The sequence below is a fragment of the Mycolicibacterium grossiae genome, assembly GCF_008329645.1.
Taxonomy (GTDB): Bacteria; Actinomycetota; Actinomycetes; order Mycobacteriales; family Mycobacteriaceae; genus Mycobacterium; species Mycobacterium grossiae.
The window spans coordinates 4,493,821-4,508,215 of sequence record NZ_CP043474.1 but is presented as its reverse complement, the minus strand read 5'-3'; the positions used below and the strand labels follow the sequence as shown (position 1 = coordinate 4,508,215).

Here is a 14,395-nt window from a genome sequence, read left to right as displayed (position 1 = left end):
CAGCGCGTCGGTTACGGCGATGGACCATCGAGGAGTGACGATGAGCGGACCGCAGGGATCCGACCCCAACCAGCAGTGGCCGGGTCAGCAGTCGGCCCAGCCCGACCAGTCGGCCTGGCAGCAGCCCGGCGCTGCGCAGGCCGGCTCCCCGCAGACCGGCTCGCCGCAGCCCGGTGGTGATCCGGCGTGGCAACAGCACCCGCCGGCCTACAGCCCGCAGCAGTACGCGCCGACCGAGCAGTTCGGCCAACAGCCCACCGCGTACGGGCCCACGTCCTATCAGCAGCCGCAGCCCGACGCCTACGGTCAGCAGTACGCGCAGCCGCAGTACGGCCAGCCCCAGTACGGTCAACCGCAGCAGTACGGGCAGTACGGCCAACCGCAGTACGGCCAGCCGCAATACGGTCAGCCGGGACAGCCCGGCCAGTACGGCCAGCCCGATCAGCAGTACCCGCAGTACCAGGCGCCGGGGGCGGCCGAGGGCTCCAAGAAGTCGCTGCGGACCATCCTGGCCATCGGTGGTGGCCTGCTGGCGATCCTGGTGATCGTCGTCGTGGTCCTCGGCTTCTTCACGCCCGGCTGGTTCGTGACCAAGCAACTCGACGTCAACGCCGCCCAGACCGGTGTCACCCAGGTGCTCGAGGACGAGGCCAACGGCTACGGCGCCAAGAACGTCTCCGACGTCCAGTGCAACGACGGCACCAACCCGCAGGTGAAGAAGGGCGACACCTTTACCTGCGAGGTGAGCATCGACGGCACGAAGCGTCAGGTCACCGTGACGTTCCAGGACGACGACGGCACCTACGAGGTCGGTCGGCCGAAGTAGGCCGGCTCAGTCGGGAAGCGCGTCGAGCGCCTTCTGCAGGCGCCCCACCGACGAGGTGACGCCGTATTCGGCGGCCAGCTCGGCCACCTTGCGCGGGTGCGCGGCCGACAGCGGCAGCACGTCCGACGACGTCGACATCCGCACCGGCGCGTCCCGGGCCACCCGCACGACGGGTTCGGCGGCCTCGACGTAGTCGAGTGCGGCGCGCAGCTTCTTCCGTTGTGCCGTCGGCATCTTCGACGCCGGGTCGCTCGCGGCGGCGAGGATGTCGGCCAGCGAGCCGTACCGCGCCAGCAGCGTCGCGGCGGTCTTCTCGCCGATGCCCGGGACGCCGGGGAGCCCGTCGGAGGGGTCGCCGCGCAGCAGCGCCAACTCGGCGTAGGCCGGCCCGGCGCGGTCGACGGGCACGGCGTAGGTCTCGGCGACCTCCGCCGGACCGAACAGCACCGCCTTGGACAGGCCGCGGCCGATGTAGAACACCTGGACCGGCACGTGCTCGTCGCCGACGAGCTGCAGCAGGTCGCGGTCGCCGCTCACGACGATCACCGGGTCGGTGCGCTCGGCGACCGCCAGCGTGCCCAGCACGTCGTCGGCCTCGTAGCCCGCGGCGCCCGCCGTGGCGATGCCGAACGCGTCGAGCATCGCCATGATCATGTCGACCTGCGGGGTGAGGTCGTCGGGCACCTCCTCGACGTCGGGTTCGCCGGCCGGGCGCTCGGCCTCGACGCGGTGCGCCTTGTACGACGGGACGAGGTCGACGCGCCACTGCGGCCGCCAGTCCAGGTCGAGGCACACCACCAGGCGGCGGGGGCGGTGCTGGGTGATCAGCGTCGCGACGGTGTCGAGGAAGCCGCGCAGCGCGTTGACCGGCCGGCCGTCCGGCGCGGTGATCGACGACGGCACCCCGTAGAAGGAGCGGAACCACATGCTGGCCCCGTCGAGCAGCAGGAGTGGCGCGGTCATCCGGTGACACTAGCGCGGCGGGTGCGCGCCCCGGTCGCGCGACTGTGCATCTGGCGACGCATTTCCCGGGTCGGGCGTCGTGAGATTCACACTCGGCGGGCCAGGACACGCGGCACACGCCGGGCGGCACCGAGGTCGCCAGTCCGGCACCCGCCGATTAGCCTCGACGGCATGGCATCCGGTCGGTTCAGCACAGAGGTGTACGCGCAGCGTCTGACGGCGGCGGCCGCGGCGACCGCCGACGCGGGGCTCGCCGGGCTGGTCATCACGCCCGGCTACGACCTGCGCTATCTCGTCGGGTCGCGCGCACAAACCTTCGAGCGGCTCACCGCGCTGGTGCTGGCCGCCGACGGGACGGGCACCGTCGTGGTGCCGCGGTTGGAACTGGCGGCGCTGCGCGAGTCGGCGATCCCCGATCTCGGCCTGACGGTGCGCGATTGGGTGGACGGCGAGGATCCCTACCGGCTGGTCGCCGACGCGCTCGGCGGCGCACCCGGCACCACCGGCACCACTGGCATCGCCACGGCGGTCACCGACGCCATGCCCGCGCTGCACCTGCTGCCGCTGGCCGACGTCCTCGGCCGGGTGCCGGTGCTCGCCACCGACGTGCTGCGCCGACTGCGGATGGTCAAGGACGCCGCCGAGATCGACGCCCTGCGCAAGGCCGGCGCGGCGATCGACCGCGTACACGCCCGCGTCCCGGAGTTCCTGGTGCCCGGACGCACCGAGGCCGACGTCGCCGCCGACATCGCCGAAGCCATTGTGGCCGAGGGGCATTCGGAAGTGGCGTTCATCATCGTCGGCTCCGGGCCCAACGGCGCCGACCCGCACCACGAATGCTCGGACCGCACCCTACGGGCCGGCGACGTCGTGGTCGTCGACATCGGCGGCCCGTACGCGCCCGGCTACAACTCCGACTCCACGCGCACCTACAGCATCGGCGAGCCGGCACCCGACGTCGCGCGCCGCTACGCGGTCCTGCAGCGCGCGCAGCAGGCGGCGGTCGCGGCGGTGCGCCCGGGCGTGACCGCCGAGCAGGTCGACGCCGCCGCGCGCGACGTGCTCGCTGCCGAGGGCCTTGCCGAGGCGTTCGTGCACCGCACCGGGCACGGCATCGGACTGTCGGTGCACGAGGAGCCCTACATCGTCGCCGGCAACGACCTCCCGTTGGAGGAGGGCATGGCCTTCAGCGTCGAACCCGGCATCTACTTCGCCGGCGACTGGGGCGCCCGGATCGAGGACATCGTGGTCGTCACCGCCGACGGGGCGCTGTCGGTGAACAACCAGCCGCACGACCTCGTCGTGGTGCCCGCCGCAGGCTGAGGCGTCAGCCGTCGGAGCGGTCGAGCAGGCCGGACGACCCGAGCACCCGCTCGACGCGCACGCTGATGACGACGCGACGCGGATTCACCCGCGGCGTCCGGTAGCGCTGGGCGTAGCGCAGCTCGGCGTCGCGGACGTCCTCGGGATCGCCGCTCACGCTCGCGGTGCCCTCCAGCGACAGCCACCGCGCGCCGTCGACCTGGCTGAGCACGGCCACGCCACGCTCGGCGGCGTTGACGGCCTTCTGCGAGCCACCCGTGGTGATGACCCGCGCGACGTGGGTCTTGGGGTCGAAGGTGAAGCCGACGGCGACCACGTGCGGGGAGTTGTCCGACCGCAGCGTCGTCAACATGGCGAGATGGCGTTCGGTCAGGAACGCGATCGCGTCGTTGGTGAGCCGGGTGGTGGCCTTCCGACCTGAGGTAGCCATCGGGTCCAAGGTAGCGCAGGACATAATCGTCGCCGTGGAGGACACGGGCGTCATCGCGATCTTCGGCGGGCGCAGCGAGATCGGTCTCGAGGTCGCCCGCCGGCTGGCCCGCGGCGCCGTGGTGGTGCTCGCCGCACGCCGCGCCGACCAGCTCGCCGAGGAGTCCGCAGCGTTGCGGGCCGCCGGCGCGGCCGCGGTGCACGCCGTCGACTTCGATGCCGACGACCTCGCCTCGCACGACGGGCTGGTCGCCGCGATCACCGCCGCGCACGGACCCATCGACACCGCGGTGCTGGCCTTCGGGATCCTCGGCGACCAGTCCCGGGCCGAGGTCGATCCGGCGCACGCGGCGGCGATCGTCCACACCGACTTCACCGCGCAGGTCTCCCTGCTGACGGTGCTGGCCGCCGACATGCGCCGCCGCGGCCGCGGTGACCTGGTGGTGTTCTCGTCGGTCGCGGGCGCACGCGTCCGGCGGGCCAACTACGTCTACGGCTCGGCGAAGGCCGGACTCGACGGTTTCGCGAGCGGACTCACCGACGCGCTGCACGGATCGGGCGTGCGACTGCTGCTGGTGCGGCCGGGCTTCGTGATCGGCCGGATGACCGAGGGCATGTCGCCCGCGCCGCTGTCGAGCACCCCGGCGCAGGTCGCCGAGGCCACCGTCGCCGCGCTGCGCGCCGGGCGCACGCGGGTGTGGGTGCCCCGCCGGCTGGCCCTGCTGGTGCTGGCGTTTCGACTCCTGCCGCGGGCGGCGTGGCGCAACCTCCCGCGCTGACCGCATCCGACGGCCCTGGCGTTCAGCCGATCAACGCCAGGCTGTCGAGGTCGCGGATGGCCTGGCAGCCACGTTCGAGCATGACGCGCATCATCTCGTCGCCGCGTTCGGTGTTGGCCGAGAACGCACAGCCAAGGGTGGTGATGAGCGGCGCCTGCAGCATCCCGAGCCGGTAGTCGCGCCAGCAGGCGTCGCGGTCGTAGTCGGTGACGCCGTAGCTCAACAGCTCGTCGTGGTAGGCCGCCACCAGGTGCTCGTCGACGTCGGCACGCCGTTCCGGCAGCAGGCTGGTCGACGCGAAGAACGCGAGATCGCGTGCGGGCAGACCGGCGCCGAGGGTCTGCCAGTCCACCACCGTGATGGCCGAATGGTCCGGGGTGAACAGCAGGTTGTCCAGCCGGTAGTCACCGTGCAGCAGCGCGAACCGCCCCGGCTCCGCGAGCAGCCACGGCGTCACCCGTGCCATCGCTTCGGTTGCGGTGCGGCGGTTCTCGTCGGTCATGTCGGCGCCGAGGCGGTCGAGCGTCATCTGGGTGGCCATGACGGCGATCTCGCCGAGACCCTTGGCGGCGTCGGCGGTGGGCAACGGCATCACCAGGCCCGGATACTCGGCCCAGGCGGAATCGCACCACGTCGGTCCGTGCAACCCGGCGATGGCGCGGGCGGCCAGCTCGGCCTCGGCAGCGTCGCAGCCGGCGATCTGATCGCCCTGCTCGGCGGGCGCCATGTCGGCGAGCAGCAGCACGATGTCGCCGCCGTCGGGGGAGATGTCGCAGTGGAAGACCCGCGGTGTCGGCACCGACACCGCGCCGGCGATGCCGGTGTAGAAGGCGTGCTCGGAGCGGTAGCCGAGCGCCACCCGCTCGCGCACCGTCTCGTCCTGGGACGGCAGCTTCACCGCGAACGTCCGCGGCAAGCCGGTGTCAGCGGCGTAGTCGACGCACAGCCGGTAGGTCGCCCCGGTCTGCCCGGTACCGATGGGGGTGGCGGTCACGGCCGTCACCTCGGTGTCGAGCGCCGAACTCAGCCACCGGGGCGTCACGTCGTCGGGACTGCGCGGAATCGACACGGCCGCAGCGGCGTCCGACGACGGTGGCGTCATGCCGCTGGACGGTAACCCCGGTGCTGACGCCTGTCAACGACGCTCAGCCGGGGTAGCGCCGCAGCGTGTACACCCGGTCACCGGTCTCGTCGGTGTGCCACTGGGTCTGCGAGGAGCCGACGATGAGCAGGCAGCGCATGTCGACGTCGGCCGGGTCCAGGTCGGCCAGCCGGACCACCTTGACCTCCTCGCGCGGGCCGGAGACGTCACGGCCGATCACTACGGGCGTGCCGGGGTCGCGGTGGGCGAGCAGCAGGTCGCGCATCGCGCCGACCTGCCAGGTACGGGTCTTGCTGGCCGGGTTGTAGATGGCCAGCACCAGGTCGGCGGTGGCCGCGGCGGTGAGCCGGGCCTCGATGACGTCCCACGGCTTGAGCCGGTCGGACAGCGAGAGGACGGCGTAGTCGTGGCCGAGCGGCGCCCCGACCCGGCTGGCGACGGCCTGCGCGGCGGTCATCGCCGGGATGACGCGGACCTCGACGCCGGGCCACTCCTTGGCCTCCTCGAGCACCGCCGTCGCCATCGCGAACACGCCGGGATCGCCGGACGACACCACGGCCACGGTGCGGCCCTGCTGGGCCAGCGTGCAGGCCAGCCGCGCACGCTCCGGCTCGTCGGTGTTGTCACTGGGATGGCGGACCTGGCCGTCGCGTCCGACGACGCGGTCCAGGTACGGCCCGTAGCCGATGAGGTCGGTGGCGGCGGCCAGTTCGCGGCGCGACTGCGGCGTCATCCACTCGACGTCGCCGGGGCCGAGGCCCACGACGGCGACGCTGCCCACCGGATCGGGCCGGCGCGGGGTCATGCCGGGCAGCATGGCGATCGCGAAGTAGGGCACCGACGCCGGATCGGCGTCGACGGCGGGCAGGACGCGCTGCCGGTCGGTGCTCGCCCGCTCGACGTAGAACGCGTCATCGATCCGCCCGGCCGCCGTAAGAGCTTGCAGCACATCGGGGTACGTCCTGCCCAACTTCATGATCACCGCGGCGTCGGTGTCGGCGAGGCGACGGCGCAGCTCGTCGGGCGGCAGCGTCCCGGGCAGGATGGTGAGCACTTCCTCGCCCTGCACCAGCGGGGTGCCGGTGGCGGCCGACGCGGCGCTCACCGACGTCACGCCGGGGACGATGACCGCGTCGAAGCGCTCGGTGAGCCGGGTGTGCATGTGCATGTAGGAGCTGTAGAACAGCGGGTCGCCCTCGGCCAGCAGCGCGACGTCGCGTCCCGCCTCCAGGTGCGCGGCGATCCGGTCGGCGGACTCGCGGTAGAAGTCCTCCATCGCACCGTCGTACCCGCCGGGGTGATCGGTGGTCTCGGTGGTCACCGGGTACACCAGGTGCTCCTCGACCTGCCCGGGCTGCAGGTAGCGCTCGGCGATGCCGCGCGCGATGCTCCGTCCGTGCCGCGCACTGTGATAGGCGACGACGTCCGCCTCGCCGATCACCCGGGCGGCCTTGACCGTGACGAGTTCCGGGTCGCCGGGGCCGAGGCCGACGCCCCACAGCCGCCCGCGCCGCGTCGCGCCGGTCATTCGCGTTCGCTCGCGATCGCGTTGACGGCCGCCGCGGCCATGGCGCTGCCGCCGCGGCGCCCGGTGACCACCAGGTAGCTCATGCCGCGTGGCCGCGCGATCAGCTCGTCCTTGGACTGCGCGGAACCGACGAAGCCCACCGGGCCGCCGAGCACCGCGGCCGGGACCGGCGCACCCTGGTCGACGAGTTCGAGCAGCCGGAACAGCGCGGTCGGGGCGTTGCCGATCGCGAGCACCGCGCCGTCGAGCCGGTCGGCCCAGAGGTCAACTCCCGCAGCCGATCTCGTGCTGCCGAGCTGGAGCGCCAGGTCGGCGGCGCGGGCGTCGGACACCAGCGGCACCACCTCGTTGTCGGCGGGCAACCGGGACCGGGTGATGCCGGCGGCCACCATCGACGCGTCGCACAGGATGGGCGCCCCGGCGGCGAGGGCAGCGTGGGTGCGGGCCACCACGTCGTCGGTGTAGGCCACGTGCTCGGTGAGATCGACCTGACCGCAGGTGTGGATCAACCGCACCACGACCCGTGCGACGTCGGCCGGGAAGCGGGCGAGGTCGGCCTCCGCGCGGATGGTCGCGAAGGATTGCCGGTAGATCTCCGCAGCGTCGCGGACGTAGTCGAGCACCCGCCTACCCTACGACCCTGCCGGAGGTGCGCCTCCGTGCCACTCAGCCGGCCATGACCGCGCGCAGGGTCTCCAACACGCCGGCGTCCTCGATCGTGGGCGGCACCTTGTAGTCGAGTCCCGCGGCGATCTCGCGCATGGTGCGGCGCAGGATCTTGCCCGACCGCGTCTTGGGCAGCGCGGGCACCGCGTAGACGTCCTTGAGGGCGGCCACCGCGCCGATCTGGTCCCGCACCAGGGCGACGACGTCGGCGGCGAGGGTAGCCGCGTCGACGTCGGCGCCGGCCTTGAGCACCACGTACGCCGCGGGCCGCTGGCCCTTCACCTCGTCCGGGATGCCGATGACCGCACACTCGGCGACCGCGGGGTGCGTGGCCACGACGGCCTCCATCGAGCCCGTCGTCAGGCGGTGACCCGCGACGTTGATGACGTCGTCGCTGCGGCCTAGCACGTACAGGTAGCCGTCGTCGTCGAAGTAGCCGGTGTCGCCGGTGGCGTAGTGCCCGGGGAACGCCTGCAGGTACGACGACGCGAAGCGCTCCGGCGCATTCCACAGCCCCTGCAGCGACCCCGGCGGCAGCGGCAGCCGGATGGCGATGTTGCCCTCCTGGTTCGGGCCCACCTCGGTGCCGTCGGCGTCGAGTACCCGGACGTCGAAGCCGGGCACCGGCCGTGACGCGGACCCCGGCTTGACCGGCAGCGGTTCCAGGCCGCGCAGGTTGGCGCAGATGGACCACCCGGTCTCGGTCTGCCACCAGTGGTCGATCACCGGACGGCCCAGCCGGTCGGCCGCCCAGTGGTAGGTCTCCGGATCCAGGCGCTCGCCGGCGGCGAACACCGTGTGCAGCGACGGCATCGGGCGGTCGGCGAGCAACGTGCCGTCCGGATCCTCCTTGCGGATGGCGCGCAGCGCCGTCGGCGCGCAGAACAGCACGTTGACGTCGTGCTCGGTGACCACGCGCCAGAACGCGCCCGCGTCGGGGGTGCCGACGGGCTTGCCCTCGTAGAGCACGGTCGTCGCACCGGCGATCAGCGGCGCGTAGACGATGTAGGAGTGGCCGACCACCCAGCCCACGTCGGAGGCGGCCCACATGACGTCGCCGGCGTGCACGTCGTAGACGTGGGCCATCGACCACGCCATCGCCACGGCGTGCCCGCCGTGGTCGCGCACCACGCCCTTCGGCTTGCCCGTGGTGCCCGAGGTGTAGAGCACGTAGAGCGGATGCGTCGCGGGCACCGGCACGGGCGGGACCGGCTCGGCGCCATCGACCAGGGCATCCCAGTCCAGCCAACCCTCCGTCGGCGTCGCGTCGGAAGTCACCTCGGGGCGGTGCTTGACCACCACGATGCCGGGCGGCGTGCTGCTCGCCTCGAGCGCCTTGGCCACGGTGGGGAGGTAGTCGACGGTCCGGCCGGGCTCCAGACCGCCGGACGCGGTCAGCAGGGCGGTCGGCTGGGCGTCGTCGATCCGGGCGGCCAGCTCGGCGGCGGCGAACCCGCCGAACACGACTGAGTGGATCGCGCCGATGCGTGCGCACGCCAGCATCGCGATGAGGGCCTCGGGGATCATCGGCAGGTAGATGACCACGCGGTCGCCCATGCCCACCCCGACCGACCGCAGGGCCCCGGCCAGTGTCGCCACCTCGTCGCGCAGCTCGGCGTAGGTGAACCGGCGCTGCGTGCCGGTCATCGCCGAATCGAAGATCAGGGCCGTCCGGTCGCCGTGACCGGCGTCGACGTGCCGGTCCAGCGCGTTCGCGCTGGTGTTGAGCACGCCGTCGGGGAACCACTGCCACGCGTGCGGGTCGGCGTGGTCCAGCGCGGTGCGCGGGGCGACGTCCCAGTCGATCGCCTCGGCGGCGCGCAGCCAGAACCGTTCGGGGTCGGCGATGCTCGCCCGGTGGGCGCCTGCCGCCGGTTCGAGGACTCCGGGGGTATCGCTGCGCGTCAACGTCGACCTCTCTCTCGCGGGGACGGGTGTGGCCGTCGGGAGAAAGTGTCGCGGGTCACCGTTGCATCGGGGTTGCACGCGCGCCGCGGCGCGGCGGGGTCAGCCCAGTTCGAAGTCGATGCCCGCGAGGTGGCCGCGGGCCCGGGCCCAGTGCGCGGAACCGGCGTCGGCGCGCTCGTGCAGCAGCCGCCAGCCGTCGCGGTCGTCCTGGCCGTCGGGGCCCTCGAGCCACCGCCGCAACAGGCCGAGGTCGCCGGAGGCGAGCACCGCGCTGCGCAAGCTGGTGCTCAACTCCATCCGCAGCCGCGCGATGGACGGCGACAGCGATTGCGGCAGAAGCGGTCCGCGGTAGCGCTGCACCGCGGTGGCGACGTCGCCGGCGGCCAGCGCCTCGAACGTCGCGCCGACGTCGGTGACGATGGGGCGGGTGAGCCGGTAGGGCCGTGAACCGATGAAGCCCGACCCGATCACCCGGCGCAGCCGCGACATCTCGGCGCGGATCGTCACGCCGTCGAGGTCCTTCTCGTCGAGCAGCAGCGCCAGGTGGTCGGTGCTGAGTCCCTCGGGGTGATGGCTCAGCAGCACCAGGATCTCGGCGTTGCGCGGCGTCAGCGTGTGCACCCGGGACTGCCCGTACTCGTCGGTGACCTGCCAGCGGGGACGGTCGGCGCCGAGCACCGTCAGCCGCGGCAGTGAGATCGGGTCGACCGGCGCGGGCCGCAACCGCAACACCGCGAGGTGGTTCTCGATGGCGACCACCGCCGCCCGTACCCACGCCATCGCGGTGGAGGAGGCGACGTGCCTGCCGCCGGTGATGTCGATGGCACCGAGCAGCGCCCCGGTCACCGGGTCGTGCACGGGCACCGCCGAACACGACCACTCCTGAGCCACCTGGCAGAAGTGCTCGGGTCCGGAGATCTGCAGTTCGCGATCCAGCGCCAGGGCGGTGCCCGGCGCGTTCGTCCCCGCCCCGCGCTCGCTCCAGTCGGCACCCGGCACGAAGTTCATCGCCTCGGCCTTGCGGCAGGCGGTCGGGTCGCCTTCGACCCACAGCAGCGTGCCGTCCGCGGCGGACACCGCGACGACGACGCCGGTGTCGACGGCCTCGTCGACCAGCAGGCGGCGGATCACCGGCAGTGCGGGCGCCAGCGGATGCCGCACGCGCAGGTCGGTGTCGCCGCCCACCGAGGCCGGTGCGCCGCGCAGGTCGGGGTTCACGCCGGTGGCGAGGCTGCGCAGCCAGCTCTCGGCGACCAGGGGGCGCAGGGCGGTGGGCGTGGACGTCCCGATCCGACGCGCGGCGTACAGGTCGTGGGCATGCCGCAGCGCAAAGGCGGGCTCGCGGCCCCCGCGGGGGTCATTCCGGGACATCGACACGTTCTTCGGGCTTCCTCGCGTCCGAGGGCCTCGGTGCCCGCGCTGACGCGTGTCCCCCCACGATAGCCCCAACGGCGGCGCTGCAGGCGTCGGACGCGTTCGCGCGTCATCCGGCCGCGGTCGTGCCTATCATCGACGCTCGTCGGCCGGTGCTACGTCCGCCGTCGACGCCGGGCCACTCCGGCCCCGGGTGCCACCCGTCAGGCAATCACTGGCTCGCACAACGTCTTTCGAAGGGAACGTCGATGACTCGACTCGTGCTGCAGACCGCCCAGAGGATCGTCGACGCCGCCGCGGCGAAGGCCGTGGAGATCGGCCAGCCGATGAACATCGCCGTCGTCGACGACGGTGGGCACCTCGTCGCGTTCGCCCGGATGGACGGGGCGATCAAGGCCAGCATCGACATCTCGATCCGCAAGGCACGGACGTCGATCATGATGAACCTGCCGACCAGCGCGCTGATGGACGTCTCCCAACCCGGTGCGGAGCTGTACGGCCTGGAGCAACTCGCCGGCGGTCTGGTGCTGTTCGGCGGTGGATTGCTGCTCGAATCCGACGGCGAGGTCATCGGGGCGATCGGGGTCAGCGCGGGCAGCGTCGACCAGGACGTCTCGGTCGCCGAGGCCGGGGTCGCCGCGCTGTAGGACACCGGCTGCCGGCCGGTTCGGCTGACCTGGCCTGCAACGGCGCTGCAACGTGACTCAGCGCACAATCGTCGGCGTGACGGAACCGATCCTGGACCCCGCCGCGGACTATCCGCTGAGCGTGCACCGCCCCGACGTCCTGTTCACCCCGACCGGCAAGTCGATCGAGGACATCACCATCGACGCCGTCATGGCCGGCGACGTCGAGGCCAACGACCTCCGCATCACGCCGGACACGCTGCGCCTGCAGGCCCAGCTGGCCGAGAAGGTGGGCCGACCCCAGCTGGGAGCCAACCTGCGGCGCGCGGCCGAGATGACCGCGATCAGCGACGAGCGCGTCCTCGAGATCTACAACGCGCTGCGGCCCAACGCGTCGAGCAAGGCCGAACTCGAGGCCATCGCCGACGAACTTGAATCCCAGTACGGCGCTTCGTTGCTCGCCGCCCTGGTCCGCGAGGCGGCCGACGTGTACGAGCGCCGCGACGTCCTGGCCGTGGCCGAGTAGGGAGCCGTCATGACCTCAGCCGCACACCGCATCGCCGCCGAGCGCCGGTCCGCGCGCACCCAGGCCCTGGAGGACCGGCCGGTCAACCTCGACGGCTTCGTCGAGGAGTGGCCGGAGGCCGGCATGGTGGCGCTCGACAGCGCCTTCGATCCCGAGCCCAGCGTCCGCGTCGCCGACGGCGCCATCGTCGAGATGGACGGCCGCACCCGCGCCGAATTCGACTTCATCGACCAGTTCATCGCCGACCACGCGATCGACGTGGCGAGCACCGAGCAGTCGATGGCGATCCCCGCCGCGGACGTCGCCCGCATGCTCGTCGACCCGGGCGTGACGCGCGACGAGGTGCTCTCCGTGACGCGAGGCCTCACCCCGGCCAAGCTGCTCGAGGTGGCCAAGGCGATGAACATCGTCGAGATCATGATGGGCATGCAGAAGATGCGGGCCCGGCGCACCCCGGCCAACCAGGCCCACTGCACCAGCGCGCGGGACAACCCGCTGCAGGTGGTGTGCGAGGCCGCCGAGGCCGCCATCCGAGGCTTCAGCGAGGTCGAGACCACGCTCGGCGTCGTGCGGTACGCGCCGCTGGTCGCCATGGCGCTGCTCATCGGCAGCCAGGCCGGCGACGGCGGGCCTCTGACGCAGTGCGCGCTGGAGGAGGCCACCGAACTCGAGCTGGGCATGCGCGGCATCACCGGCTACGCCGAGACCATCTCGGTGTACGGCACCGAACCGGTGTTCGTCGACGGCGACGACACCCCGTGGTCGAAGGCCTTCCTGGCGGCGGCCTACGCCTCGCGCGGCATCAAGATGCGCTTCACCTCCGGTACCGGGTCCGAGGTGCAGATGGGCAATGCCCAAGGCCGCTCGATGCTGTACCTCGAGATTCGCTGCATCATGATCGCCAAGGGTGCGGGCGTGCAGGGCCTGCAGAACGGCTCCATCTCCTGCATCGGCGTCCCCGGCGCGGTGCCCGCCGGCATCCGTGCGGTGGCGGCGGAGAACATGATCGCCTCGGCGCTCGACCTCGAGTGCGCCTCGGGCAACGACCAGTCCTTCTCGCATTCGCCGATGCGGCGCACGGCGCGGCTGATGCCGCAGCTGATGCCGGGCACCGACTTCGTCTGCAGCGGCTATTCGGCGACGCCCAACTACGACAACATGTTCGCGGGCTCCAACGTGGACGCCGAGGACTTCGACGACTTCAACACGCTGCAGCGCGACTTCCAGGTCGACGGTGGTCTGCGGCACGTCAAGGAAGCCGACATCCTCGCGGTGCGCCACCACGCGGCCAAGGCGCTGCAGGCGGTGTTCCGCTACCTCGACCTCGCGCCGATCACCGACGACGAGATCGACGCCGCGGTGTACGCCCACGGCAGCAACGAGCTGATCCCGCGCGACGTGCTGGAGGACATCAAGAGCGCCCAGCAGGTGATGGACCGGAAGATCACCGGCCTCGACATCGTCAAGGCGCTCGAGTCGACGGGCTTCTCCACGATCGCCGACCACATCCTCACCGTCTTGCGGCAGCGGGTGTCCGGCGACATGCTGCAGACCTCGGCGATCCTCACCCGCGACCTGCTGCCGCTGTCGGCGATCAACGACCGCAACGACTACGCCGGCCCCGGCACCGGGTACCGCCCGTCGGGCGCGCGGTGGGAGGAGATGAAGAAGCTGCGGCACGTCACCAGCGCGGCGAACCCGGAAGAGGAGGTGGACTGACCATGGCCGTCACCGATCCCCAGGTCGCCAAACCCCAGACCGCCAATCCCCAGGCGGCCGCGGACCGCGACCTCAGCCTCGTCGACGTCGGTCCGGCGCAGCGCGGCACGCGCTCTGACGAGGTGATCGTCGCGGTGTCGCCGGCGTTCGCGGCGTTCTTCTCCAAGACCATCGTCGGCATCCCGCACGCCGAGGTCATCCGCCAGGTGCTCGCCGGGATCGAGGAGCAGGAGGTCGAGGCGCGCTGCATCCGCGTCGCGCACAGCTCCGACCTCGCGGTGGTCGCGCACACCGGCGCGAAGCTGTCCGGCTCGGGCATCGGCATCGGCCTGCTGTCCCGCGGGACGACCATGATCCACCAGCGCGACCTGCCGCGGCTGTCGAGCCTGGAACTCTTCCCGCAGTGCCCGCTGATGACGCTCGAGACCTACCGCCGGATCGGCTCGAACGCCGCCCGGTACGCCAAGGGCGAGTCGCCGGAACCGGTTCCGACGCTCAACGACCAGATGGCGCGACCGCGCTGGCAGGCCAAGGCCGCGCTGCTGCACCTCAAGGAGACCGAGCAGATCGTCAAGCAGGCGCGTCCCATGGAGGTGCGGGCCCAGTTCTCCCGGGCGAGCTGACGG

14 protein-coding genes are annotated in these 14,395 nt (G+C 72.2%); 7 read left to right on the top strand and 7 right to left on the bottom strand.

The features are described 5' to 3' along the window. Positions 1 to 40 precede the first annotated feature (40 nt). Positions 41 to 826 (top strand): DUF4333 domain-containing protein, encoded by a 786-nt coding sequence (locus FZ046_RS21690; protein ID WP_070351486.1) that lies wholly within the window; start codon positions 41 to 43, stop codon positions 824 to 826. 6 nt (positions 827 to 832) lie between these two features. Here the strand turns inward: FZ046_RS21690 and FZ046_RS21685 are convergent, their stop codons facing one another. Beyond that, entirely contained in the window at positions 833 to 1,789 is a 957-nt protein-coding gene (locus tag FZ046_RS21685) for a 5'-3' exonuclease (protein WP_070351434.1), read from the bottom strand. Between the two features lie 171 nt (positions 1,790 to 1,960). Between FZ046_RS21685 and FZ046_RS21680 the strand changes: the two genes are divergently transcribed. After that, entirely contained in the window at positions 1,961 to 3,112 is a 1,152-nt protein-coding gene (locus FZ046_RS21680) for a M24 family metallopeptidase (protein ID WP_070351433.1), read from the top strand. Between the two features lie 4 nt (positions 3,113 to 3,116). Here FZ046_RS21680 and FZ046_RS21675 read toward each other — a convergent pair whose 3' ends face one another. Beyond that, positions 3,117 to 3,542, bottom strand: a complete 426-nt coding sequence (locus FZ046_RS21675; protein ID WP_070351432.1) for a F420-dependent biliverdin reductase — start codon at positions 3,540 to 3,542, stop codon at positions 3,117 to 3,119. Positions 3,543 to 3,576: 34 nt separating this feature from the next. On the opposite strand from FZ046_RS21675, the gene FZ046_RS21670 reads away from it, so the two are divergent. Next, complete coding sequence (locus FZ046_RS21670; RefSeq protein WP_070351431.1) at positions 3,577 to 4,320, top strand: decaprenylphospho-beta-D-erythro-pentofuranosid-2-ulose 2-reductase; 744 nt, start codon at positions 3,577 to 3,579, stop codon at positions 4,318 to 4,320. A gap of 22 nt (positions 4,321 to 4,342) precedes the next feature. Here FZ046_RS21670 and FZ046_RS21665 read toward each other — a convergent pair whose 3' ends face one another. The 5 genes from FZ046_RS21665 to FZ046_RS21645 form a co-directional block, all read right to left on the bottom strand. Next, positions 4,343 to 5,422: a phosphotransferase family protein gene (locus FZ046_RS21665; RefSeq protein WP_070351430.1), complete on the bottom strand. Its 1,080-nt coding sequence runs from the start codon at positions 5,420 to 5,422 to the stop codon at positions 4,343 to 4,345. Between the two features lie 43 nt (positions 5,423 to 5,465). After that, positions 5,466 to 6,950, bottom strand: coding sequence for a precorrin-2 C(20)-methyltransferase (locus FZ046_RS21660; RefSeq protein WP_070351429.1), 1,485 nt, complete (start codon positions 6,948 to 6,950; stop codon positions 5,466 to 5,468). Beyond that, positions 6,947 to 7,573, bottom strand: a complete 627-nt coding sequence (locus FZ046_RS21655; RefSeq protein WP_070351428.1) for a precorrin-8X methylmutase — start codon at positions 7,571 to 7,573, stop codon at positions 6,947 to 6,949. The genes FZ046_RS21660 and FZ046_RS21655 overlap by 4 nt, the downstream gene beginning before the upstream one ends. Before the next feature lie 43 nt (positions 7,574 to 7,616). Next, positions 7,617 to 9,524 carry an AMP-binding protein gene (locus FZ046_RS21650; RefSeq protein WP_070351427.1) on the bottom strand — a complete coding sequence of 636 codons (1,908 nt, stop codon included), beginning with the start codon at positions 9,522 to 9,524 and terminating at the stop codon, positions 7,617 to 7,619. 99 nt (positions 9,525 to 9,623) lie between these two features. Next, positions 9,624 to 10,895, bottom strand: coding sequence for a sigma-54-dependent transcriptional regulator family protein (locus FZ046_RS21645; protein WP_070351485.1), 1,272 nt, complete (start codon positions 10,893 to 10,895; stop codon positions 9,624 to 9,626). 251 nt (positions 10,896 to 11,146) lie between these two features. Between FZ046_RS21645 and FZ046_RS21640 the strand changes: the two genes are divergently transcribed. The 4 genes from FZ046_RS21640 (at position 11,147) to FZ046_RS21625 (ending at position 14,392) form a co-directional block, all read left to right on the top strand. Continuing rightward, the gene (locus FZ046_RS21640; RefSeq protein ID WP_070351426.1) at positions 11,147 to 11,545 is read left to right on the top strand and encodes a GlcG/HbpS family heme-binding protein; all 399 of its coding nucleotides are present in this window, start codon (positions 11,147 to 11,149) and stop codon (positions 11,543 to 11,545) included. Positions 11,546 to 11,621: 76 nt separating this feature from the next. Beyond that, positions 11,622 to 12,050: a diol dehydratase small subunit gene (locus tag FZ046_RS21635; protein WP_070351425.1), complete on the top strand. Its 429-nt coding sequence runs from the start codon at positions 11,622 to 11,624 to the stop codon at positions 12,048 to 12,050. Positions 12,051 to 12,059: 9 nt separating this feature from the next. Then, positions 12,060 to 13,769 carry a propanediol/glycerol family dehydratase large subunit gene (locus FZ046_RS21630; protein WP_070351424.1) on the top strand — a complete coding sequence of 570 codons (1,710 nt, stop codon included), beginning with the start codon at positions 12,060 to 12,062 and terminating at the stop codon, positions 13,767 to 13,769. A 2-nt stretch (positions 13,770 to 13,771) separates the two neighbouring features. After that, positions 13,772 to 14,392 carry a propanediol/glycerol family dehydratase medium subunit gene (locus tag FZ046_RS21625; RefSeq protein WP_070351423.1) on the top strand — a complete coding sequence of 207 codons (621 nt, stop codon included), beginning with the start codon at positions 13,772 to 13,774 and terminating at the stop codon, positions 14,390 to 14,392. Positions 14,393 to 14,395 lie beyond the last annotated feature (3 nt).